Here is a 21,497-nt window from a genome sequence, read left to right as displayed (position 1 = left end):
AAAACCACCTGCCTGCACCTGAACGATCAGCATTATGGATGAGCACCCATCGCTTCATCCCCCGGGCTGTGCTCGAAGTAACGCTTATATTCCCGACTGAATTGCGACGTACTTTGATACCCCACGCGCAGGGCAACCTGCGCCACACCGATGCCTTCGGCGATCAACATCCGCTGCGCCTTGAGCAGTCGTAGACGCTTCAGATACTGCACCGGGGACAACAGGGTGCCGCGCTTGAAGTGCTCATGGAAGGTCGAGGCACTCATGTTTGCGCAGCGAGCCAGGGTCTCGACGCTGAGCGGTTCCGCATAATGCGCATGCAAATGGCTTAACGATGCAGCAACACGGGCAAACGGCCCTTGCTGCTCGACCAGCGCCCGCAACACACTCGCCTGAGGGCCACGCAGCGCGGCATACAGTACCTCTCGCAAACGCGTGCGGCCCATGATCTGACACTCCATCGGATCATGCAGGCAGCGCAACAAGCGCTCGACACTTTCGCGCATGCCCGCGTCAAGCGCGGCGGAGCTCATGGACTCCAGGGTCTGGGGTTGAGTGTCACGCCCCGGCATTAGCCCCATGGCCAGCACCAACTCCCCCAGCATGATCCGGTCAATGCCAATCGAGATGCCGAGCAACGGCACTTCGGGTGTGGCAAAGGTTTCGCACTCGAAGGGCATCGACAACGCCTGAACCAGATAGCGCCCCGCGCCATATTCCAGAGTGCGCGGCCCCAGGTAGGCCAGTTTGCTGCCTTGAGCAATGATCATCAGGCTTGGCTCGTAAATCTGCGGGCAACGCGCCACATTGCTGCGAGCCGAAACGATTTGCACCTCAGGCAATAGCGTCGGCAGAAACCCCGGACGAGTGGCGAGCGGCTGGATCAACGAGACCAGTGTTGCATTGGCATCAAGGTGGCGGGTCAACAACATGGGAATCCAGCTTCGCAAGAGGAATAGACAGCGCCATCATCGCAGATCCGCCCAAAAAAATAGCCAATCAGCGCTGATGCCGGAGGAATAGGCAAGATAGCCGGAGGAATGACCATGGCCGGTCATGCCTTGCACGGGGACAATAGCTCGCATCACCCAGTCATTGTTTTGCGAGGTTCACTATGTATAAAGCCATCGGTTACGCCGCCCAGTCGGCCACCGCCCCCCTCGCCCCCATGAACTTCGAACGCCGCAGCCCTCGGGCCGATGACGTGGCCATCGAGATTCTCTACTGCGGCGTCTGCCACTCCGATATCCACCAGGCACGCAACGAATGGGGGATCGCCGTCTATCCCTTGATGCCAGGCCACGAGATCGTTGGCAAGGTGACCGCTGTCGGCGCAGACGTCAGCCGCTACAAAGTCGGCGATAAGGTCGGGGTCGGTTGCATGGTCGATTCCTGCCGCCAATGCGAAGCCTGCAACGCTGACCTGGAGCAGTATTGCCTGGAAGGACCGACCCAGACTTACGCGTCGAAAGACCGCGTCGACGGCAGTATCACCATGGGTGGTTACTCTGACAGTATCGTGGTCAGCGAGCGTTTCGTCGTGCGCATCCCAGAGAAACTGGACTTGGCCAGCGCGGCGCCAATTCTCTGCGCAGGGATCACCACGTACTCGCCACTCAAGCACTACAACGTGAAACCGGGCGACAAGGTCGGCATCCTCGGCATGGGCGGTCTGGGTCACATGGGTATCAAATTCGCCAAAGCCATGGGCGCCGAAGTGACCCTGTTCACCCGCTCCGAGGCCAAGGCAGAGGAAGGCCGTCGTCAGGGCGCCGACCATGTAATCGTGTCAACCGATGCCAAACAGATGGCAGCCGCAGCCGGCCATTTCGACTTCCTGCTGGACACCATTCCGGTGCAACACGACCTCAACCCCTACCTGCAAACCCTGCGTTTCGATGGCGTGCATATTCTGGTGGGGCTGGTCGAGCCGGTGGAACCTCCAGTGCATTCGGCCAACCTGGTCACGAAACGTCGCGTGCTGGCAGGCTCGATGATCGGTGGCATGGCGGAAACCCAGGAAGTCCTGGACTTCTGCGCCGAGCATGGCATCACCTGCGACATCGAGATGCTCGACATCCGCAACATCAACGACGCCTTCACTCGAGTGGTCGCGGGCGACGTGAAGTACCGTTTCGTCATCGACATGGCGAGCTTGAAAGCCTGATTCAGGCTTTGGCCCCTAACTCGGCCGAGAGTCGCGCTGCGGTCTGTTTGATCAGCGGGATCAGCTCGGCCATTTTCTCCAGGGGCATATAAGGCACGGTACTGGCAATACTGATGCCAGCAACGATTCGGTTGCTGGCATCACGTACCGGCGCGGCGACACAGCGAATCGACGGTTCGTTGTCCTCCAGATCAAACGCATAGCCCCCCGCGACATAGTCCTGCATTCGCTGCTGGAACTGTTCCCAGGACTGTTCCTGATGCTGCGGCCACACCATGGATTTTCCGTCGACTGGCAAACTGACCTGATACAGACGCTGCCACTCGTCCTGCGTGCAATCAATCATCAACGCCTTGCCAATCCCGGTGCGCGCCAACGGCATGCGATGACCGACCCGCGAGCGCATTTCGGGACCATTGCGACCTGGATTTTTGTGCAGATACAGCACGTCATCACCCTCACGAATCGCCAAGTGCACGGTATCCCCGGTCAGCGCTGACAACTCGTCGAGGTATGGACGCGCCAAAATTGCCAGCGGCACTTCCTCACGGGCCTGAAAACCCAGCTCGATCAGCTTGGGCCCGAGCAGGTAACCCACCTGTGGCAAAACCCGCAGATAACGCTCCTCCACCAGACAACTGACCAGGCGATGGGTCGTGCTGCGCGTGGTGCCGATAACCCGGGCAATTTCCTTGAGGTCACGGGCACCGCTGGCCACGGCCTGAACCACACCAAGCCCACGCAACAGGGTTTGGGTACCGGTTGGCGAGACGTCCTTGGTGGCGTTGCTTATCGCAGGGTTGAGTGAATCGTGCTGCATATCACGCCTTATTCATTCAGAAAGCTGACGGCATTATTGTCGCCAGCTTGCCTCGGTTACAACTCGATGCGCTCGACCTTCCCCACCAACAGAATGTACGACAGCGCCCCTACCAGCGCCAACACGGCTACGTAGGTGATCGCGGGCGCAAAAGAATCCCCTGTTGCCAGAAAACCGATCACGATGGGTGTGGTGATCGCCGCCAGGTTGCCGATGAAATTAAAGGTGCCGCCGGTCAATCCCAGCAATCGGGCTGGCGCCAGAGTCGACACCAGCGACCAGGTGATCGACGCCAGCCCGTTACCGAAGAACGCTAGCGCGAGAAAGGCGATCACCAGCGGTGTCGACTCGACGTAGTTGGCGCCTATGATTGAGGTCGAAATCAGCAACCCGCCGATAATCGGCAACTTGCGGGCAAAACCCACGCTGCTGCCGCGACGGATCAGCCAATCGGAGAAGAAACCCGAACAGAGCACACCCACGAATGCCGCAAGAAACGGCAGTGAGGCCAGTAAACCGGACTTTATGAAGTCCATGCCACGGTACTTCACCAGGTAAGTCGGGAACCAGGTCAGGAAGAACCACAGCGTCGAGTTCAGACAGAACTGGCCCAAATAGATGCCCCAGAGCTTGCGCTTGCTCAGGACGATCCCCAGATCCGGCCAGCTGAAACCGCGTTTGTTTTTCTCGGTACTGGTCTGGATATCCACCAGCCCGCCCCCGTCGCGAATCAGCTCGATTTCCGCCTGATTGACGCCGTTGAAATCACGCGGCTCGCGATACACCAAAAACCACACCAGTGCCCAGATGACACCCACGGCACCAGTGCTGACGAAAACCATGTGCCAGCCATACTGCGCCTGCAACCAGGCCAGAACCGGCGTCAGAAACGCCAGCCCGACAAACTGCCCGGACGTATAAAACCCAATCGCCGTCGCCCGTTCACGCTCCGGGAACCAAGTGGTCACCACGCGGCTGTTGATTGGATAAGCCGGCGCTTCCAGGGCGCCCACTGCCATACGCAGAACAAACAGCGCGATAAAACTGGCCGCGAAGCCGAGCATGATGGTCGCCAGTGACCACAGCAACAGCGCGACGGCATAGAGAATCCGCGGCGGTACGCGGTCCACCAGCCAGCCGCCGGGGATCTGCATCGCGGCGTAGGTCCAGCCGAAAGCGGAAAAGATCAAACCGACATGAATCGGATCGATCCCCAGCTCCGTGGTCAGGGCCGGTGCAGCAATCGACAGGTTGGCGCGATCCAGGTAGTTGATCACTACCGTAATGAACAACAGCACCATGATGAAAAAACGCTTACGGCTCGGCGTCACTAATGACGTCTTTCCTGCGAAGGTCTGAGGTTGCATGGGGTGCCTCTTATTATGATTATTTGAGGACAACACGGAGCGGGGGATTACTGAATCACCACTCGGCAAAACTGCCATCGGCATGGCGCCAGATCGGGTTACGCCAGCGATGGCCGATGGCGGCGCGCTCCTTGACGTATTCTTCGTTGATTTCGATGCCCAGGCCCGGGCCGTTGGGGATCTTCACGAAGCCTTTGTCGTAGTCGAATACTTCCGGGTTTTTGATGTAATCGAGCAGGTCGTTACTTTCGTTGTAATGGATGCCCAGGCTCTGCTCCTGGATAAACGCGTTGTAGCAAACCGCATCCAGTTGCAAACAGGCAGCCAGGGCAATCGGCCCTAGCGGACAATGCAGCGCGAGGGCGACATCGTAAGCTTCAGCCATGTTGGCAATTTTGCGGGTTTCGGTGATCCCGCCTGCGTGCGAGGCATCGGGCTGAATGATGTCGACGTAGCCTTCGCTCAGGACTCGTTTGAAGTCCCAGCGCGAAAACAATCGCTCACCCAAGGCAATCGGGGTGCTGGTCAGGGGCGCCAGTTCCTTGAGTGCTTCGTAGTTCTCGCTGAGCACCGGTTCTTCGATGAACATCAACTTGTACGGATCGAGTTCCTTCATTAGCACCTTGGCCATGGGTTTGTGCACCCGGCCATGGAAGTCGACGCCAATGCCGACGTTAGGCCCGACGGCATCCCGCACGGCGGCGACGTTGGCCAGCGCCAGGTCGACTTTTTCGAAGGAGTCGAGGAACTGCAACTCCTCGGTGCCGTTCATCTTGATGGCGGTAAAACCACGGTCCACGGCCTCTTTGGCAGCGCGAGCGGTGTCGGCTGGGCGATCACCGCCGATCCAGGAATACACTCGGATTTTGTCGCGCACCTGACCGCCGAGCAAATCGCTGACCGACACACCCAGGGCCTTGCCCTTGATGTCCCACAACGCCTGATCAATCCCGGCCAGGGCGCTCATGTGCACCGCCCCACCCCGATAAAAACCGCCGCGATAGAGCACGGTCCAGATGTCCTCGATGTTGCGCGGGTCCTTGCCAATCAGGTAATCGGACAATTCATCCACCGCCGCAGCGACCGTGTGCGCACGGCCTTCGACCACCGGCTCGCCCCAACCGGTCACACCTTGGTCGGTCTCGATTTTCAGGAACAACCAGCGTGGCGGAACAATAAACGTCGTGAGTTTGGTGATTTTCATGTGTGCGCTCTCTTATTGGAGGCGACGCTCAGGGCGCCGATCAGCTCAGCTCAATTGATTCCATGCAGATACGTAGGCATCGGCGCGCTCGGCAACCTCAGCGGCGCTCATCCCCGGTTTGAACAACCCGGAGCCAAGTCCGAAACCGCACACACCGGCGTCGATAAAGACCTGCATGTTGTCCGGGGTAATGCCGCCCACCGGGATCAGTGCGGTACCGGCTGGCAATACAGCAAGGAAGGCCTTGACCACTGCGGGCCCCATTTGCTCGGCGGGAAACAGCTTGAGTACGTCCGCGCCCTCAGCCAGTGCGGCGAAGGCCTCGGTCGGCGTGGCAACACCCGGCGACAGGTACAAGCCCGCCGCTTTGGCTGCGCGCAGCACCTTTGGGTCGCTGTGCGGCATGACGATCACTTGACCGCCCGCCTCCTTGACCCGCCCCACTTGCTCAGGCGTCAACACCGTGCCAGCGCCGATAAGGCAATCGGCGGGCAACGTTGCGCGCAGAATACGGATGCTGTCGTAAGGCTCAGGTGAGTTAAGCGGCACTTCGATGACGCGAAAACCCGCTTGATACAGCACCTCACCGATGGACGCCGCCTCTTCAGGACGCAGACCACGGAGGATCGCGATCAAGCCGTTTTTAGCCAGTGTTTGTTTGAGCATGTCAGACCTCTACAAGAGTGGGCTTGAGCAAGTTGGCCTGTACCGCCAATTGCCATAAACCGCGTTCGGTAGCCTGTTCGGCCACGGTCACCTGAGCGAAACCGCAGGCGGCCAGCGCACGTGAATAACGCGCGCACAGCTGGCTATTGCCGATCAGGATGATGGGAGGGAGGTGTTCGCGGGCTCGCTGCTGCAAGGCGACAAGCGCGACCAATTCGTGACCGATCAACAGACCGGACAGATAGTCGGACTGCGCGGTGGCGCTGAGTTCACCGGTCAAGCCAAGGGTCCGACAGCTGAATATCGTCGACAGCAGCCCGGCTGCACCGTCGGCAGACCCTGCGACAGCGACACCGCGATCAAATGCCTCGGCGTCGAACGCCTCGCTGTGCTGCAGGGTTCGACCGAGGATGGTGTGTGCACTCAGGGCGGCATAGACCTCGCCCGTCATAAACGTGTCGAAATGCACGATGCAGCCATCGGTGACCTGCACCCATTTCGAGTGGCTGCCAGGCAGGCCGATCAACAATGGGTCGTGATTTTTTTCGGCGGGCAAGCTGGCGAGAATACCCATAACCTGGGTTTCTTCACCGCGCATCACATTGGGCAACACAGAACGCTGCAGCACGCCAGGAACGATGTGTACATCGACCCCACGGACACTGCGTACGGTTTGCAGGGCTGCGCTGAGACCCGCCACATCCGCAGGGGTTTCGCGGTACACCGCTTCACTCCATCCCTGGGCGCTGCCAACCATGCCGCAGGCGATGACAGGCGTCCCGGGCTCGGCGTCGAGCCAATCACCACACGCCTGATCGAACGCCAGCTCAAATCCATCGACACACATCACGCCGGCAATCAGCCGAGGGGCCGTCGGCAACTGCATGATGCCTGCGCTCAGTGAGCGCTGTTCCAGAACCTGACCCTGTTCCCCGAGCCGATAGGCACGCAGAGAGGTTGTCCCCCAATCGAGCGCGATCAATTGCGCGTGCATCGCTTCACCTGTTTTATTTTTTTGCGAGATAAGTGAGTGCGCGACGACTATAGACCCAAAGCCTGCATCGTCTCAATATGTAAATTCATATCCCATATATAGGGAATTACAAGCCATACATAAAGTGCCGACAAACGCGCCTGTACGCAGCACGTCAGCACTGGCATCATTTCTGCCAAATACGGCATACTGCCCAAGCATTCCCCAAGTTGATCCACCCTCCAATCGGCCCCTGCGCCGAGGGTGGTAACTATCCTTAAATTCTTCGCCCGTTCCCTCCCCGTGTGTTCTCTGTCTCTGGCCTGTTGACGCTTTGTCGCGCACAGGTTTCCAGGGTTGTGGTCATGCCGTGCGCATTGCGTTTGTGCGGCCATTGCCGCGTTGCCAAAAAAGTCGTCAGACCCACTTCTCATCTGCAAGGACAACTGCCATGAAGCGATTTCTGGTGCTCGATAGTTTTCGCGGTCTGTGTGCCTTGGCGGTGGTGATGCATCACTCCCACGCGCTGCGCAGCTTTACTGAACTGACGTTTTTCAAGAACGCTAACTACCTCGTCGAGTTCTTCTTCGTCCTCAGCGGCTTTGTGCTTTATCACACCTATGCGAACCGGTTGGGCTCGGTCGAGCAGTTGCGCCGTTTCGTGATCACTCGCACCTGCCGCCTGTACCCGCTGCACGTTGTGATGCTGGCGGTATTCATCGGCTTCGAAGTATTGAAAGTCGTGGTCGAGCGCTACGGGATGTCCTTCAACGCCCCGAGCTTCACCGGCGCCCGGGCGCCCGACGAGATTGTGCCGAACCTGCTGTTGATTCAGTCCTGGTGGCCGAGTTTCAACGCGCTGTCGTTCAACTATCCGTCGTGGAGCATCAGCGTCGAATACTACCTGTACCTGATCTTCGGCCTGATCGCCCTGGCCTTGCCGACGCAGGCGCGCAAGGTTTTCGTAGCCATCGCGGTACTCGCTTTCCTCGCGCTCTACTTCAAGAGCACGCTGGTAACGGACAATGCGCTGAAAGGTCTGGGCTGTTTTTTTGCGGGGGGCGTTACTTACCGGGTATACGCAAAACTGCCAAGCCTGCACCTGAGTCCACTGCTTGGCAGCGCGCTTGAGGTGCTGGTTCTGGGTGTGATCTACCTGATCATGATTTACAGCGATACGCCCCAGGATATTCTCCTGAGCCTGCTGTTCTGCGTGGCGATCTGGGTGTTTGCGTTCGAAGCCGGCTGGGTGTCGACGCTGCTGCGAAAATCTCTGTTCACCTGGCTTGGCATGCTGTCGTTTTCTATCTATATGACCCACGCAGCGGTGATTTTCGCGATGTCGATCGGGGTGATGATTGTCGCCAAGCTTACCCACCTGCCGCTGCTGATAGACCTACCCAGCGAAATCGTTGGCGTGGTTATCCGCTATATCGATACCGGCAGCATGGCACTCGACAATCTACTGATGGTCATTGAAGTGGCGGCGGTGCTGGCTGTTTCGGTGCTGAGCTATCGCCACATCGAACTGCGCGGCATCGCGCTTGGCAAGCGATGGAGCAAGGACCGCTTGACCGCGGCAAGCCTGGCACCACGCCTTCCCGAATGAATTCGCTCGCTACGCTTTCACACGCGCAATAAAAAACCGCTTCTCAAACGAGAAGCGGTTTTTTTTGAAACAGCTAACGCATTAACGTTCCAGCAGAATCCGCAACATACGACGCAGCGGTTCGGCGGCGCCCCAGAGCAACTGGTCGCCAACAGTGAACGCGCCCAAGTATTGCGAGCCCATGTTCAGCTTGCGCAGACGTCCCACCGGAATGCTCATTGTCCCGGTTACCGCCGTTGGGCTCAGCTCTTGAATGCTCGCTTCACGGTGGTTCGGTACCAGCTTCACCCATGGGTTGTGCTGGCTGATCATGCCTTCGATGTCGGCGATTGGCACATCCTTGTTCAGCTTGATGGTCAGCGCCTGGCTGTGGCAACGCATGGAGCCGATGCGCACGCAGATACCATCGACCGGGATCGGGTTCTTGAAGCGACCCAGGATCTTGTTGGTCTCGGCCTGGCCTTTCCACTCTTCACGGCTCTGACCGTTCGGCAACTCTTTGTCGATCCACGGAATCAAACTGCCGGCCAATGGCACGCCGAAGTTCTCAGTCGGGAAGGCTTCGCTGCGCATGGCTTCGGCAACCTTGCGGTCGATGTCGAGGATCGCGCTGGCCGGGTTGGCCAAGTCGTCGGCCACGGCAGCGTGAGTAGCACCCATCTGCTTGATCAGTTCACGCATGTTCTGCGCGCCGGCACCGGAGGCCGCCTGATACGTCATGACGTTCATCCACTCCACCAGACCGGCTTCGAACAAACCGCCCAGGCCCATCAGCATCAGGCTGACCGTGCAGTTGCCGCCAATGAAGTTTTTGGTCCCGGCATCGAGCTGCTGATCGATCACCTTGCGGTTTACCGGGTCCAGCACGATTACCGCGTCATCCTGCATACGCAGGCTGGAAGCGGCATCGATCCAGTACCCCTGCCAGCCGGCTTCGCGCAGTTTCGGGAAGACCTCATTGGTGTAGTCGCCACCCTGACAGGTCAGAACCACGTCGAGGGTTTTGAGTTCTTCGATGCTGTAAGCGTCCTTCAGGGGCGCAATATCCTTGCCCACGGCCGGGCCTTGGCCACCGACGTTGGACGTGGTGAAGAACACCGGCTCGATCAGATCAAAATCCTGCTCTTCCAGCATCCGCTGCATGAGCACGGAACCGACCATACCGCGCCAACCGATCAGACCTACACGTTTCATCGCAACTGCACCTTTAACGAAAAAGTGGGCCGCTCCGATAAGAGCGGGCCCGAGATATTACAGATTGAGCAGCGCGGCGACTACGGCCTCGCCCATTTCCTGCGTACCTACTTTGGCGTTACCAATCGACCAGATGTCGCCGGTACGCAAACCTTGATCCAGTACCAGGCTCACAGCCCGTTCGATCGCCTCAGCAGCAGCCAGCTGATTGAAGCTGTAACGCAGCATCATCGCGACCGACAGAATCGTTGCCAGCGGGTTGGCAATGCCCTGCCCTGCGATGTCTGGAGCCGAGCCGTGGCAGGGTTCGTACATGCCCTTACTGTTGGCATCCAGCGACGCCGAAGGCAGCATGCCGATAGAACCGGTGAGCATCGAAGCCTCGTCTGACAGAATATCGCCGAACAGGTTATCGGTGACGATCACATCGAACTGCTTGGGTGCACGTACCAGTTGCATCGCCGCGTTGTCGACGTACATGTGGCTCAGCTCGACATCAGGATAATCCTTGGCGACCTGTTCGACCACTTCACGCCAGAGCTGGCTGGATTCCATGACGTTGGCTTTGTCCACCGAGCACAGTTTCTTGCTGCGAAGCCGGGCCATGTCAAAGCCTACATGGGCGATACGACGGATTTCGCTCTCGCTGTACGGGAGAGTGTTGTAACCCTCGCGCTCGCCGTTGTCGAGGGTACGAATACCCCGTGGCGTACCGAAGTAGATACCGCCGGTCAGCTCACGAACGATCAGGATGTCCAGGCCCGACACCACTTCCGGTTTCAAGGTGGACGCTTCAGCCAATTGCGGATACAGAATGGCTGGCCGCAGGTTGCCGAACAGTTTCAGCTCGGAGCGAATCTTCAGCAGGCCTTTTTCCGGACGAATTGCACGGTCCAGCGTGTCCCATTTCGGGCCACCGACGGCACCGAGCAGCACAGCATCGGCAGCGCGGGCGCGGGCTAGGGTTTCATCGGCCAAAGGCACGCCATACTTGTCGATGGCCGCGCCACCGATCAGGTCATGGCTGAGCACGAAGCCCAACTGAAACTTGTCATTGACCAACTCCAGCACCTTGACCGCTTCGGCCATGATTTCCGGACCGATACCATCACCTGGGAGAATCAGAATCTGCTTGCTCATACGTTCCTCAATCCATTTAAACGGCGCGCGATCGTGCGCCTGCAAAAAGAACCATCACTGCTTTTTATAGAAGCAACAAGACTAACGTTCTGCCCACAACACCAGCACATCGGTGCTGAAGGAGCCGTCGTCAGTGATCTCAAAATACTCGCGCACTTCTGCACCCATTGCCTCCTGCAACTCACGAATCGCGACACGCAACACCTGTGGCGTGCGCATACGCTCGACCCACGAACTGTACTCCAGGTGCAAGCGCTGACGGCTGTGACTGCGGGTGAATAACCCGGCCTCGCTGACATGGCGCAACCACTCACCCGCAGAATAGTCGCGGACGTGGCTGGTGTCGCGCAGCACTTCAACACTTTGCAGATACGTATCGAACAGCGGACTGCCTGGCGACATGACGTCGATAAACGCCGCAACGCCACCCGGTTTCAGCACGCGTCGCACTTCACGCAGGGCCAGGCCCAGATCGCTCCAGTGATGCGCCGAGTAACGGCTGAACACAAAATCGAACTCGCCGTCCTCGAACGGAAGGCGCTCGGCGGCCCCACAGACCGTTTGCACGTTGCTCAGTCCACGCTCTACCGCCGCGCTGGCGACCACATCGAGCATCTGCTGCGACAGGTCGTAAGCCACCACCTCGCCCACCGACGACGCCACATTAAAACTCACATGGCCGGCGCCACAGCCCAGATCCAGCACTCGCGCATCGCCACGCCCGGCCACTTCGGCCTGTAGCAACGCGAACTCGGTGCCTTGAGCGTGCACAGCACTGCTCAGATAGGCCGCTGCCTGTTCACCGAATTGACGCTGGACGACTTGGGTGTGCGCGGTGTGGGTCATCATGGAGTTCCTTAATAGGCTTCGACTGTCGGGACGCTATCGCGGGCAAGCCCGCTCCTACAAGAACAGTACGCATTCTGCAGAAGCGGGCTTGCCCGCGGTCAGCTTGACGCGGTCTATCAATCAGTCGCGAAACAACCACGGCTGGCTGGCGCGATGCATGCTTTCGAAGCGGGCAATCGCCTCGCCATCCATCAGCGTCAGACCAATGTCGTCCAGGCCGTTGAGCAGGCAGTGCTTGCGGAACGCATCGATCTCGAAGCTCAAGACTTTGCCGTCAGGACGGGTCACGGTCTGCGCCACCAGATCAACGTTCAATTGATAACCCGGCGTGGCCTCGACCTGTTCGAACAACTCATCGACCTCCGCATCGCTGAGGATGATCGGCAGCAGACCGTTCTTGAAGCTGTTGTTGAAGAAGATGTCGGCATAGCTCGGCGCAATGATGCTGCGAAAGCCATATTCTTCCAGCGCCCAAGGCGCGTGTTCACGGCTGGAACCGCAGCCAAAATTCTCGCGAGCCAGTAATACGCTGGCACCTTGATAACGCGCGTTATTGAGCACGAAATCCTTGTTCAATGGACGCTTGGAGTTGTCCTGATAAGGTTGCCCCACATCCAGATAGCGCCACTCGTCAAACAGATTAGGACCAAAGCCCGTGCGTTTGATCGATTTGAGAAACTGTTTGGGAATGATCTGATCAGTGTCGACGTTGGCACGATCCAAAGGAGCGACGAGGCCGGTGTGCTGAGTAAATGCTTTCATGCTGGGCTCCTTAGTGTTGGATCAAGTCACGAACGTCGACGAATCGACCGTTGACCGCCGCCGCTGCCGCCATGGCTGGGCTGACCAGGTGAGTACGGCCACCGGCGCCTTGACGGCCTTCGAAGTTACGGTTGGATGTGGACGCGCAATGCTCGCCGGACTCCAAACGGTCCGGGTTCATCGCCAGGCACATCGAGCAGCCCGGTTCACGCCATTCAAAACCGGCCTCGATGAAAATCTTGTCCAGCCCTTCTTTTTCCGCCTGCGCCTTCACCAGACCCGAGCCTGGCACCACGATGGCCTGTTTGACGGTGGAAGCAACTTTGCGGCCTTTGGCGATCTCTGCCGCAGCACGCAAGTCTTCGATCCGCGAGTTGGTGCAGGAGCCGATAAACACACGATCCAGCTGAATGTCAGTGATCGCCTGATTGGCATGCAAGCCCATGTACTTCAACGCGCGCTCGATAGAACCCCGCTTGACCAGATCGGTTTCTTTGGCCGGGTCAGGCACGCTTTGATCGACGGCCAACACCATTTCCGGTGAAGTGCCCCAACTGACTTGCGGCTTGATCTGAGCGGCATCGAGCTTGATCACGGTATCGAAGGTGGCGTCGGCATCGGACACCAGGTCCTTCCAGGCTTCGACAGCCAAGTCCCACTCCGCACCTTTAGGGGCAAACGGACGACCCTTCACGTAAGCGACCGTTTTTTCATCAGTCGCCACCAGGCCCACGCGAGCGCCGGCTTCGATGGACATGTTGCAGATGGTCATACGCCCTTCGACGGACAGGTCGCGAATCGCGCTGCCTGCGAACTCGATAGCATGACCATTGCCGCCCGCCGTACCGATCTTGCCGATAACAGCAAGAACGATGTCTTTGGCCGTGACGCCAAACGGCAATGTGCCTTCGACCGACACCAACATGTTTTTCATTTTCTGGGCGACCAGGCACTGCGTAGCGAGCACATGCTCGACCTCGGAAGTGCCGATGCCATGGGCCAACGCGCCAAACGCACCGTGAGTCGAGGTGTGCGAATCGCCGCAGACCACGGTCATACCCGGCAACGTAGCGCCTTGCTCAGGGCCAATGACGTGAACGATGCCCTGACGTGGGTCATTCATCTTGAATTCGGTAATGCCATATTCATCGCAGTTGTCGTCAAGGGTCTGCACCTGCAGACGAGACACTTGATCGACGATGGCCTCAATCCCGCCTTTACGCTCCGGTGTCGTCGGCACGTTATGGTCTGGAGTGGCAATGTTGGCATCGATCCGCCATGGCTTGCGCCCGGCCAGACGCAGACCCTCGAAGGCTTGCGGCGAGGTCACTTCGTGAATGATGTGACGGTCGATATAAATCAGCGCCGAACCATCGTCGCGCTGTTTGACCAAATGCGAATCCCAGAGCTTGTCGTAGAGCGTTTTGCCGGCCATCAGACGTTTCCTCATCAGCTTGTTTCTATGCCGGTTATCGATGACGTGGCTCAATAACCCTTTGGCTTGTGAGGAAGATCCTATGGGGTATGATTAAATAACTCAAATTCATATTTTTTATGCTTTGGATAACCAATTGGAATCCTAAAATGGATCTAGCCAATCTCAACGCGTTTATTGCCATTGCCGAGACAGGAGGCTTCTCAGCGGCAGGGGAACGCTTGCATCTGACCCAGCCAGCGATCAGTAAACGAATTGCCGGTCTGGAGCAGCAACTCAAGGTTCGGCTGTTCGACCGACTGGGTCGTGAAGTCAGCCTGACCGAGGCTGGCCGGGCACTGCTGCCCAGAGCCTATCAAATCCTTAGCGTGCTGGACGACACTCGCCGCGCATTGACTAACCTCAGCGGCGAGATCAGCGGACGCCTGACCCTGGCAACCAGCCACCACATCGGCCTGCATCGCCTGCCTCCCTTATTGCGCGAGTTCACACGGCGATACCCCGAGGTCGCGCTGGACATCCAGTTTCTCGACTCGGAAGTGGCCTACGATGAAATCCTCCATGGGCGCGCCGAACTGGCGGTGATCACCCTCGCTCCGCAACCGCATACGCTGGTCAAGGCGGTAGTGGTCTGGGACGACCCACTGGATTTCGTCGCAGCCCCAGAACATCCCTTGGCCAACAGCGGCGCTGTAAGCCTGATGGATATAGCGCGCTATCCAGCGGTGTTTCCCGGAGAAAATACATTCACCCATCACATCGTCAGCCGCCTGTGCGAAGCTCAAGGCCTGAAACCGAACATCGCCATGAGCACCAACTATATGGAGACCATCAAAATGATGGTCTCCATTGGCCTGGCCTGGAGCGTCTTGCCACGCACCATGCTTGATGATCAAGTAGCGCGCATCCCTTTGCCGGGCATTCAGCTCACTCGCCAGCTAGGCTACATTGTGCACACTGAAAGGACACTCTCCAATGCCGCACGAGCATTCATGGCATTACTGGATGCGCAAATAACGTAGTCTCCGAGCATAAAAGCGCTTAAAACAATCAACGTCTTTGCCCACTTTCTCAAGGCTTGTTGACCGATGCCCAAAACAGCTGACGGCCTCCTACTCCCGGCGTTTCACCAGGTCACCGACTCCAGCGAGTCGGAAAAACGCTTTGAGACTCTGTATAACCTCAGTCCCAATGTAGTCCTTCTGACCCGGCTGGAAGACGGCCTTATCTGTGAGGCCAATCGACATTTCGAAAGCCTGCTGGGCTGGCCAATCAAAGATATTCTGGGCCGTACCAGCGTGGAAATCGGGCTGTGGGCTGTTCCGGCACAACGTCAACAGGTTCACGACATGGTCAAGGGCGAACCCAAACCCGTTACCCTTGAGGTGCAATTGCACGCCAGCAATGGCCGGGTTCACGATGGCACGCTCTGCGCACAGAAGATCGTGCTGGATAACTGCGCCTATCTTCTCAGCACTTTTCTGGACAACACCGAACACAAGCGTGCCGAACTGGCCCTCAAAGAAAGTCAGGAGCGTCTGGACCTGGCACTGGATTCGGCGCAACTGGGCACGTGGGACTGGCACATCCCCACCGGCATGTTGTATGGGTCAGCCCGAGCCGCGCAGTTGCACGGCCTGGCACCGGAGCCTTTTCACGAATCATTCGATGCTTTTTTCGAGGGTGTGCCCGGCAAAGACCGAGACCACATGCGTCAGGCCTATCGCAGCCTGCGCGAAGGTCCGGCGGGCAATTATCAGATCACCTACCGCATTCAGCTGGAGAACGGCACTTCGCGCTTTCTCGAAAGCCGCGCCCGGCTCTACCGTGATGCAAACGGCGAACCGCTGCGCATGGCCGGTACGTTGCTGGACATCAGCGACCAGGTCGAGCGCGAGCAACGCCTGAGCAGTTCAGAGGAGAAGTTCGCCAGCCTGTTTCAAGCCAGCCCTGACCCGGTATGTGTCACCCATTTCGAGACCGGCCAATTCGTCGAGATCAACCCCAGTTTCACCCAGACATTTGGCTGGAAAGCCGATGAAATCATCGGCCTGAACGTTACGGATATCAGTTTTTGGGCGGACCCGTTAAAACGCCAGCAACGCAACAAGCAAATCATCCGCGACAAGGGCCTGGACAATCTTGAGGTGCTGCTGAAGAACAAGGAAGGCGAACTGCTGACCTGCGTCATCTCCAGCCGCTTGATCGTGGTCGACGAACAACCGTGCATTGTTACCACCCTGCGCGACATCACCCAACAGCAACGTGCCGAAGCGGCGCTCAAGGCCAGCGAAGAGAAGTTTGCCAAAGCGTTCCACTCCAGCCCCGACGCCATCACCATCACCGAGCGCGATTCGGGTCGCTACCTTGAGGTCAACGACGGTTTCTGCCGGTTGACCGGCTACAGCTCCGAAGAGGTGATAGGACGCACTGCCTACGACGTGGGCATCTGGGCTGAACCGGCGCAGCGCAGCCTGATAATCAGTGATTTACAGGACCAAGGCCGCGTCCATCACCGGGAAATGCTGGCACGCAATAAAAATGGAGACATGCTGACGGTTGATGTGTCAGTGGAGCCCATCACCCTGAATGAAACGCCGTGCCTGCTGATGACTGCCCGCGACATCAGCCAATTGAAGAACGCTCAGGCGCAGATTCAGCACCTGGCCTACCACGACCCGCTGACCGACCTGCCCAATCGCGCGTTGCTGATGGATCGTCTAAGCCAGCAGATTGCCCTGCTCAAACGTCATAACCTGCGGGGCGCGCTATTGTTTCTCGACCTCGACCACTTCAAGCACATCAACGACTCTCTCGGTCACCCGGTCGGCGACAGCGTGTTGAAGGTCATCACCGCACGCCTGGAAGCCAGCGTGCGCACCGAGGATACGGTGGCGCGTCTGGGCGGCGATGAATTCGTGGTCCTGATCACCGGACTGGAAGGCACGCGGGCCGAAGTCACCCATCAGGTACGCGGCCTGGCTGACACCCTGCGTGAGTTACTGGCAGAGCCGATGTTCCTCGACGGTCAACGTCTGCAGGTGACACCGAGCATTGGCGTGGCCTTGATCCCCGATCATGGGTCAACCCCGGCTGACCTGCTCAAGCGTGCGGACATTGCCTTGTACCGGGCCAAGGATTCTGGGCGCAACACCACACAACTGTTCCACAGCACCATGCAGAAAGCCGCCAGTGAGCGCCTGAGCCTGGAAAACGATTTACGCCTGGCCCTGCCCCGCGGCGAGTTCAGCTTACACTACCAGCCTCAGGTGGACGCACGAGACAACCGCATCGTCGGTGCCGAAGCGTTGCTGCGCTGGCAGCGTCCGCAATTGGGCGCGATGGCACCGAGTCACTTCATTCAGGTGCTGGAAGAAAGCGGAATGATTCTGGAAGTCGGTAGCTGGATTCTTGATGAAGCGTGCAAGGCAGGCGGACAGCTATTAAGGGAAGCGTTGATCGACGCGGATGATTTCAGCATGTGCGTCAACATCAGTCCCCGGCAGTTTCGCCAGAATGACTTCGTCGAGCGCGTCGAACGTAGCCTGCGCGTTCATCGCCTACCCAGCCGGCTTCTCAAGCTGGAGATCACCGAAGGCATCGTAATCCAGAACCTGGACGACACCATCGCCAAAATGCGTCGCTTGAAGAAAATGGGCGTCAGCTTCGCGATGGATGATTTTGGCACGGGTTACTCGTCGCTGACCTATCTCAAGCGCTTGCCGGTGGACGCGCTCAAAATCGATCAATCGTTCGTGCGCGATGCAACCACTGACCCCAACGACGCCGAAATCATCCGCGCCATCGTGGCCATGGCCCAGAGTCTGAACCTGGCAGTGATCGCCGAGGGCGTGGAAAAACCGGAACAACTGAGGTTTCTCGAACAATTGGGTTGCCATTTATATCAAGGGTATTTGTTCAGCGAGGCGCTGCCGCTGGAGGGGTTTATGGGGATGCTGAGTCAGGAACAAGAGCCATGAGTTTGGCCGCCATAAGCCCATAAACAAGAAAGGCGCCGATCAGGGCGCCTTTCTTGAGCCAGAATGATTTCAAGCCGCCTCGCTGTGAACAAATCCAATCAACTGTCCGATCCGCTCGCAATCGGTCTCACGCCGCAGGGTGTTAAACAGCGTTGTCGCCTCGGGATAGCTTTTGGTCAGCAGCGCCAGCCATTGCTTCAAACGGCCGGGGGCCTGAATCGGGGTCATTTTGTTCAACGCCTGTTGCCAGAAGTCTTGCAGGAAGGGCTGCAGTTGCGTCCAGGTCATCTCGATCACGTCTTCGCCCGCCTCGGCAGCCGCAATTTGCCGGGCCAGATCAGGGCGCGCGACCAACCCGCGACCGATCATGATGTCTCGGGCGCCACATATTTCCCGGCAGCGTCGCCAGTCGTCAACGGTCCAGATTTCGCCGTTGGCAACGACCGGGACCTTGACCACTTCCTGGATACGCGCGATCCATTCCCAGTGCGCTGGCGGTTTGTAGCCATCGACCTTGGTCCGAGCATGGACCACAATCTGCTCCGCACCACCATCGGCCAGTGCCCGGGCGCAATCGAGAGCGCCCTCCGGGCTTTCATAACCCAGACGCATTTTCGCCGTCACCGGGATATGCGCAGGCACAGCGCGCCGTACATGGTTGACGATGCTGTGCAGCAACTCCGGCTCTTTGAGCAGGATCGCGCCGCCACGGGAACGATTGACGGTCTTGGCCGGACAACCGAAGTTCAGGTCCAGCACGGGGGCACCCAGCTCACAGGCATAGGCTGCGTTTTCGGCCAGGCACACAGGATCGGAACCCAGCAATTGCAGGCGTAAGGGCACACCCGCATCGGTCTTCGCCCCCTGGTGCAACTCCGAGGCGTATTTGTAGAAGTAGTGGGCCGGCATCAGGCGCTCGGACACACGAATGAATTCGGTCACACACCAATCGATGCCGCCAACCTGAGTCAGCACATCGCGCAGGATGTCGTCGACCAACCCCTCCATGGGCGCCAAGGCAATTTGCATGGGTCACACTCGAAAAAAAGTCCGGCAGTTTACGGGGCGTCCACTGGATTGGAAACGCTTATACGCCGTTTGGCGTCAGGCTTGCGGGTTGACCAGCGCCGGACCATAGCCTTCGATGAACTCGGCAGGCATACGTTTGGGTTTACCGCTGGACAGTTCGATGCAGACGAAGGTGGTTTGCGCGCGCAGTAACGTCAGACCGTCACTTGGCCGCTTGAGCTGAAAACGGCGGGTCATCTTCAGGCGTTGATCCCAATCGACGATCCAGGTTGCCAATTGCAGCTCGTCGTCCTCGTAGGCGCTGGCCAGGTAGTCGATTTCATGCCGGACCACCGCCATCGCCCGATCGATTCGACGGTACTCGCTCAAATCCAGGCCAAGCCGTTGTGAATGTCGCCATGCGCAACGCTCCAGCCAAGTCACGTACACCGCATTATTGGCATGACCCAGCCCATCGATGTCTTCAGCCACCACACTCAGGTCAATGACGAATGGCGTTGCCAGATCCCAGCTCATGCTCGCTCCTTGATGTGTGCCCCAACGTGGAGAGCAACTCGCGAGCAGTGTAACGGAAGCTCAGGCAGATTGGCGCTGCGGGTGTGCGCTGCCGGCCAGCAACGCCAACACGCCCTCGATCACCTTCGGATCGGCCAGCACCCGCTGATGTCCGCCCTGCTTGAGGAGCAACAAGCGGCTGTCAAACCAGGCATCGTGGATCCGTTGCGCTTCGTCCACCGGCACCATGAGGTCATCCTCCGCATGCACGATCAAGCCTGGCACATTCAGCTCATAGCGGCTGACATCCAGCGCAGACGCCGCCATGCCCACCTCGCGTTCGAACTGCCTGATGAACGAAGAGCGCGCAACAGGTGGCAATCCAACCCGATGCGCAAAACCACGCAGCACCCCCAATACACGGCTCGGCGCGGCAATGCTCACCAGGGTTTCGCTGCGCAGGCCCATCTGAGTCGCCAGCAGCACGCTGGCGCCGCCCATGGAATGGCCAATTACGGCTTTGAGTGGCGGAAGCTCTGCCGAAGCTTCCAGCAGCGCCCTGGCAAACAACACCACATGAGCTTCATGACCGGGGGACTGTCCATGGCCTGGACCGTCAAGCGCCACGACGGTATAACCCGCAGTGACCAAGGCCTCTATCAAACTGGCGAATTGGGTTGGGCGCCCTTCCCAGCCATGCATGAGCAACACCGTAGGACCCGCCCCCCAACGCAAGGCGGAAAGACCGAAGCGCAAGGTCACGCGCTCGGCACGGGCCAGGACTGGCAACTCCCAGTCAGACGGCAATCGATGCTGCGGGGTAGTGAACGCCAGATGCATTTTTGCTGCCACCAACCTGGGTGCCAGCCGACCCAAGGTGCCATTGACTCCGCGAATCCAGCCTAACCTGCTCATCGCTTCTCTCCTGCAAACCCACTGCGTTGCGTTGTGTGTTTTAAATTCTGGCACTGCAAACAGCGTTGATCACAGTACCGCCGACTTTGCGGCCCGGAGCACCCGGTCAGATAATTCGCAAGGGCCTAAAGCGCGCGCCAAGGCCAGACCGCCGGTCATCAATGCCATGTCCGCCAGGACCTTGTCGGCGTCCTCAGGGCTGTCCGCCAATTGCGCCACCATCAACTCCACATGCTCGGCCAATACCGCACGAAAACCGTCAGGCAGACGCGACAGCTCACCCACGGTTGATGGCAACGGACAGGCATGCTCCGTAGCGTCCCGATGCTTACGCGACAAATAGAAGGCAGCGACCAGCGCTCGGCGCTCATCGCCAGCCAAGTGCTCGTCAATTTGCGCCATCAGCGCCCTGCGCTGGCCGAGCAATTGACTAAAGGCCTCGAGCATCAAGGCATCCTTACTTTCAAAGTGCGCGTAAAAACCACCCACCGTAAGGCCGGCAGCACCCATCACGTTGCTGACACTCGGCTCAACCGGACCCTGCTGGATCAGAGCAGAGCTGGCGGCCTGAAGAATACGCTCGCGGGTTTGCGCCTTTTTATCGTTCATGCTCGCCTCCAAATATTATGGATATAATATTATCTCCATAATATTTATTGGCAAGCAGATTGTCATGCCGCCGGTCGGCAGGACGAATGCGATACAGCGCAGGAAGGGGTTGACGGAAAATACGGCAGGAGGGGTAAAACGCAGCACAAAAACAAAAGGGCCATTCAATAATTGAATGACCCTTGGTCCCGTAGAACGGGCAATCGTGGCGTCCCCTAGGGGACTCGAACCCCTGTTACCGCCGTGAAAGGGCGGTGTCCTAGGCCACTAGACGAAGGGGACG

At 58.5% G+C, this 21,497-nt stretch carries 18 protein-coding genes, 1 tRNA gene and 1 pseudogene; 4 read left to right on the top strand and 16 right to left on the bottom strand.

Annotated elements, in window-relative coordinates:
* Window positions 1–32: 32 nt before the first annotated feature.
* The gene (locus QN399_RS17400; RefSeq protein ID WP_322179558.1) at window positions 33–932 is read right to left on the bottom strand and encodes an AraC family transcriptional regulator; all 900 of its coding nucleotides are present in this window, start codon (window positions 930–932) and stop codon (window positions 33–35) included.
* 182 nt (window positions 933–1,114) lie between these two features.
* Between QN399_RS17400 and QN399_RS17395 the strand changes: the two genes are divergently transcribed.
* On the top strand, window positions 1,115–2,167 hold the full coding sequence (locus tag QN399_RS17395; RefSeq protein ID WP_322179559.1) for an NAD(P)-dependent alcohol dehydrogenase: 1,053 nt from the start codon (window positions 1,115–1,117) through the stop codon (window positions 2,165–2,167).
* Window position 2,168: 1 nt separating this feature from the next.
* Here QN399_RS17395 and QN399_RS17390 read toward each other — a convergent pair whose 3' ends face one another.
* The 5 genes from QN399_RS17390 to QN399_RS17370 are packed head-to-tail and all read right to left on the bottom strand — an operon-like array spanning window position 2,169 to window position 7,218.
* Window positions 2,169–2,987 (bottom strand): IclR family transcriptional regulator, encoded by an 819-nt coding sequence (locus tag QN399_RS17390; protein ID WP_322179560.1) that lies wholly within the window; start codon window positions 2,985–2,987, stop codon window positions 2,169–2,171.
* Window positions 2,988–3,043: 56 nt separating this feature from the next.
* A complete protein-coding gene (locus QN399_RS17385; protein WP_322179561.1) occupies window positions 3,044–4,354 on the bottom strand; it encodes an MFS transporter in 1,311 nt (436 codons plus the stop codon).
* Between the two features lie 55 nt (window positions 4,355–4,409).
* Window positions 4,410–5,558: a galactonate dehydratase gene (dgoD, locus tag QN399_RS17380; protein WP_219060786.1), complete on the bottom strand. Its 1,149-nt coding sequence runs from the start codon at window positions 5,556–5,558 to the stop codon at window positions 4,410–4,412.
* Window positions 5,559–5,603: 45 nt separating this feature from the next.
* Window positions 5,604–6,224, bottom strand: a complete 621-nt coding sequence (locus tag QN399_RS17375) for a 2-dehydro-3-deoxy-6-phosphogalactonate aldolase (protein ID WP_322179562.1) — start codon at window positions 6,222–6,224, stop codon at window positions 5,604–5,606.
* A 1-nt stretch (window position 6,225) separates the two neighbouring features.
* Window positions 6,226–7,218, bottom strand: a complete 993-nt coding sequence (locus QN399_RS17370; RefSeq protein ID WP_330201313.1) for a 2-dehydro-3-deoxygalactonokinase — start codon at window positions 7,216–7,218, stop codon at window positions 6,226–6,228.
* A gap of 430 nt (window positions 7,219–7,648) precedes the next feature.
* Between QN399_RS17370 and QN399_RS17365 the strand changes: the two genes are divergently transcribed.
* A complete protein-coding gene (locus tag QN399_RS17365) occupies window positions 7,649–8,806 on the top strand; it encodes an acyltransferase (protein ID WP_322179564.1) in 1,158 nt (385 codons plus the stop codon).
* Window positions 8,807–8,887: 81 nt separating this feature from the next.
* Here the strand turns inward: QN399_RS17365 and asd are convergent, their stop codons facing one another.
* The 5 genes from asd to leuC form a co-directional block, all read right to left on the bottom strand.
* Complete coding sequence (gene asd / locus QN399_RS17360; RefSeq protein WP_219060782.1) at window positions 8,888–10,000, bottom strand: aspartate-semialdehyde dehydrogenase; 1,113 nt, start codon at window positions 9,998–10,000, stop codon at window positions 8,888–8,890.
* A gap of 57 nt (window positions 10,001–10,057) precedes the next feature.
* A complete protein-coding gene (gene leuB, locus QN399_RS17355; protein ID WP_330201312.1) occupies window positions 10,058–11,140 on the bottom strand; it encodes a 3-isopropylmalate dehydrogenase in 1,083 nt (360 codons plus the stop codon).
* Between the two features lie 81 nt (window positions 11,141–11,221).
* Window positions 11,222–11,986, bottom strand: a complete 765-nt coding sequence (locus QN399_RS17350) for a class I SAM-dependent methyltransferase (protein WP_322179566.1) — start codon at window positions 11,984–11,986, stop codon at window positions 11,222–11,224.
* Window positions 11,987–12,109: 123 nt separating this feature from the next.
* Complete coding sequence (gene leuD / locus QN399_RS17345; RefSeq protein ID WP_322179567.1) at window positions 12,110–12,751, bottom strand: 3-isopropylmalate dehydratase small subunit; 642 nt, start codon at window positions 12,749–12,751, stop codon at window positions 12,110–12,112.
* 10 nt (window positions 12,752–12,761) lie between these two features.
* Entirely contained in the window at window positions 12,762–14,186 is a 1,425-nt protein-coding gene (gene leuC, locus QN399_RS17340) for a 3-isopropylmalate dehydratase large subunit (RefSeq protein WP_330201311.1), read from the bottom strand.
* Window positions 14,187–14,335: 149 nt separating this feature from the next.
* On the opposite strand from leuC, the gene QN399_RS17335 reads away from it, so the two are divergent.
* Together QN399_RS17335 and QN399_RS17330 are read left to right on the top strand one after the other, a co-directional pair.
* Window positions 14,336–15,208, top strand: a complete 873-nt coding sequence (locus tag QN399_RS17335; RefSeq protein ID WP_322179569.1) for a LysR family transcriptional regulator — start codon at window positions 14,336–14,338, stop codon at window positions 15,206–15,208.
* 129 nt (window positions 15,209–15,337) lie between these two features.
* A pseudogene (locus tag QN399_RS17330) lies at window positions 15,338–18,166 on the top strand (EAL domain-containing protein); the annotation flags it as partial.
* Window positions 18,167–18,235: 69 nt separating this feature from the next.
* On the opposite strand, the gene QN399_RS17325 reads toward QN399_RS17330, so the two are convergent.
* The 5 genes from QN399_RS17325 to QN399_RS17305 form a co-directional block, all read right to left on the bottom strand.
* Window positions 18,236–19,195, bottom strand: coding sequence for a tRNA-dihydrouridine synthase (locus QN399_RS17325; RefSeq protein WP_322179570.1), 960 nt, complete (start codon window positions 19,193–19,195; stop codon window positions 18,236–18,238).
* A 75-nt stretch (window positions 19,196–19,270) separates the two neighbouring features.
* The gene (locus QN399_RS17320) at window positions 19,271–19,711 is read right to left on the bottom strand and encodes a thioesterase family protein (RefSeq protein WP_322179571.1); all 441 of its coding nucleotides are present in this window, start codon (window positions 19,709–19,711) and stop codon (window positions 19,271–19,273) included.
* Window positions 19,712–19,771: 60 nt separating this feature from the next.
* Complete coding sequence (locus QN399_RS17315; RefSeq protein ID WP_322215852.1) at window positions 19,772–20,605, bottom strand: alpha/beta fold hydrolase; 834 nt, start codon at window positions 20,603–20,605, stop codon at window positions 19,772–19,774.
* Window positions 20,606–20,674: 69 nt separating this feature from the next.
* Window positions 20,675–21,214: a TetR/AcrR family transcriptional regulator gene (locus tag QN399_RS17310; protein ID WP_322179573.1), complete on the bottom strand. Its 540-nt coding sequence runs from the start codon at window positions 21,212–21,214 to the stop codon at window positions 20,675–20,677.
* A gap of 206 nt (window positions 21,215–21,420) precedes the next feature.
* Window positions 21,421–21,496, bottom strand: a tRNA-Glu gene (locus QN399_RS17305).
* Window position 21,497 lies beyond the last annotated feature (1 nt).

The organism is Pseudomonas sp. 10C3 (assembly GCF_036346185.1).
Lineage (GTDB): Bacteria > Pseudomonadota > Gammaproteobacteria > Pseudomonadales > Pseudomonadaceae > Aquipseudomonas.
This window is presented reverse-complemented; position numbering and strand designations above follow the sequence as displayed.